Raw genomic sequence first — 2,257 nt, forward strand, 5'->3', positions numbered from 1 at the left:
TTTCCATTTAAACAAATTTTGCTTTTCCATACTGATCGTGCCCCTTTTTTAGAGTAATAGTATCAGTATGTCCAAGTTTTAGAGATTACTTGCAATTGTCCTGAAGTTTTTGCACCAGAACCGAATAAAGGTTGGTTTTCCATACTGATCATGCCCCTTTTTAGAGTAATAGGATCAGTATATCCAAGATTTAGAGCTTACTTGCAATTGTATTTAACTTTTTGCACCAGGACCGTTTTTTGCACCAGAACCAAATAATCAGCTAATAGGATAAAAAGAACGAAACAAAATAACAAGCTGCGATCATATACATCGCAGCTTGTTGTTTATAGTTTATGTTCCCATTCTTCATTGTGTATATTTAATCCTTCTTGTCCAAAGAATTGAATTACATAATCTCTTTCATCGTTATCAGTCTTTTTAGTGAATCTTAAGTTGGTTTTCATGCTCTTTCCGTAGTACAGATTATAAATTTCTTTATAATCTTCAATAACAGTATCAAAATCTTCATTGTACCATTTATCTAAAACAGCATTATATCTTTCCTTTTTCTCACCACCAACAATAGCGATTTGATTTTTTAGATATTGTATATTTTCTTTTGTCATCTGAACACGCCCAGGATTCCGCGTATTCGGGATAACAAGATTATTTTCGTTAATGGTAATTTTTTGAAATATCATTTCCATCATCCTGAAATAAAGAGTTTTCTCATCCAGTATCGCTCCAACATCCCGTGCTGCTTTATCCAATTGTTCATTAGTTACTACATAACTACTTTTCGGTGTAGCTTGTTTATTGTTGACGTTTTGTTCTACTTCTTGTTGCTTTTGCGCTTTCCGATTTGGCTGTTCGTTGCTATAAGCGAACGTAAAGCCTGTCCCTATTACAATTACTGCCAAGGCTATACTTAAAACGAGCTTTCTTCTCACGTTAATTCCTCCTGGTAGTTCTAGTTATTTTCACTTTATCAAATAATTTGAATTAATTCCAGTATGTTGTAAATGTCATTCCTGGCATTGTATGTATTGGTGAGCAGACGACTATCTGGAAATGAAGAAAGGAACCAGCCATTTTCAACTAGTCCCTCTCTTCAACCTCTATCTATTTTATGCAAGAATCGGCAGCGGTCGGTTAGGCATATGAGCTAATTTAACGTTACTATGCATTTTTATCAGATTCTGTCCAAGAGCAAAAAAAGAGCTCCGAAGAGCCCTTTTTTAGTGGATAAACATGTTGCTGTAAGCCGTTTGTATATGATCAGCATGGTTCCAAACGTCGTACATCTCAACTCGAATACGGTACGTTGTGTTACTGCGTGCAATATTAAATCTAGTATTGAAAGGATGATACTCCAGGAAGTCATACCAAGATTCTCCAGATTTCACAGCAACATCTGTCCAAGCTTCACTCGCGTTAGGTCGTTGTAATACAAATTTTACATACGTTGCGCATTGCCAAGCTGGTTCAAACGTTACATTAATACCAGAAGCATCCTCAGCTGTCGTAACGTAAGCTGTTCCGCCGTACTGAAAATCCGGGGTTTTTAACTCAATTGCTGTTTTAGTAATCGCCATAATTCATCTTCCTCCACTTTTTATTAGTTTAAGAGACAACATTCATCTGTACATTGCGGCGATAATTTACTATCATCCGCTCAGCATTTTGAAGTTGCTCTTAACTAAGTAAGTGAAATGAAAAAAGCAAAACTAAAAACATATTGAAATTTTTGGTTCTGGTGCAAATACGATTTGTTAGAAACATCGAAACTTAATATCCATTTCATCCATAAATTATGAGGCTACTCTGAATAATTTATGGATGAATTCAATCTCACTTTGGACAGACTTCACCCCTTGATGAACCTGCTTCTTTTTAATCATATGCATCGCTTCTATGCCACTCAGTATGAAATTGGCTGTACGAAAAGATTTCAACCCTAACATAGAACGAACACGCTTCTTTATAAAGCGATGATCTTGCTCTACTATGTTATTCAAATACTTCTGTTGTCTAACTTGCATATCGTCAGGTATGCTTTTCTCTTTTTTTAACTGTTCAATTGCTATAGGATAAGCAGGATTCTTATCAACTGTCATGACACGAGGTTTAGAAACATGAAAAGACCGCAAAGCTTTCTTGAAGAAGCGCTTTGCAGCCTTTTTGTCTCTTGTTTTACTGAGATAAAAATCAATCGTGTTTCCTTCGGAATCCACTGCACGATACAGATACATCCATTGACCTTTTACTTTGATAT

At 35.7% G+C, this 2,257-nt stretch carries 3 protein-coding genes; all 3 read right to left on the reverse strand.

Going from position 1 to position 2,257, the window contains the following annotated elements; all coding sequences use genetic code 11:
* Positions 1–326: 326 nt before the first annotated feature.
* Positions 327–932, reverse strand: a complete 606-nt coding sequence (locus tag H540_RS0121990) for a DUF6241 domain-containing protein (RefSeq protein WP_028402400.1) — start codon at positions 930–932, stop codon at positions 327–329.
* Between the two features lie 288 nt (positions 933–1,220).
* Positions 1,221–1,577, reverse strand: a complete 357-nt coding sequence (locus H540_RS0121995; protein WP_028402401.1) for a hypothetical protein — start codon at positions 1,575–1,577, stop codon at positions 1,221–1,223.
* A 216-nt stretch (positions 1,578–1,793) separates the two neighbouring features.
* Positions 1,794–2,257, reverse strand: a 464-nt coding sequence (locus H540_RS0122000) for an IS6 family transposase (RefSeq protein ID WP_028402402.1), incomplete at its 5' end; no start/stop codon positions are given.

It is taken from the genome of Ectobacillus panaciterrae DSM 19096, assembly GCF_000430785.1.
In the GTDB taxonomy this organism is placed as follows: Bacteria; Bacillota; Bacilli; order Bacillales; family Bacillaceae_G; genus Ectobacillus; species Ectobacillus panaciterrae.

Coding starts and splice junctions, on each gene's coding strand:
- H540_RS0121995 (WP_028402401.1), bottom strand. CDS start 1,577: ATGGCGATTACTAAAACAGCAATTGAGTTAAAAACCCCGGATTTTCAG.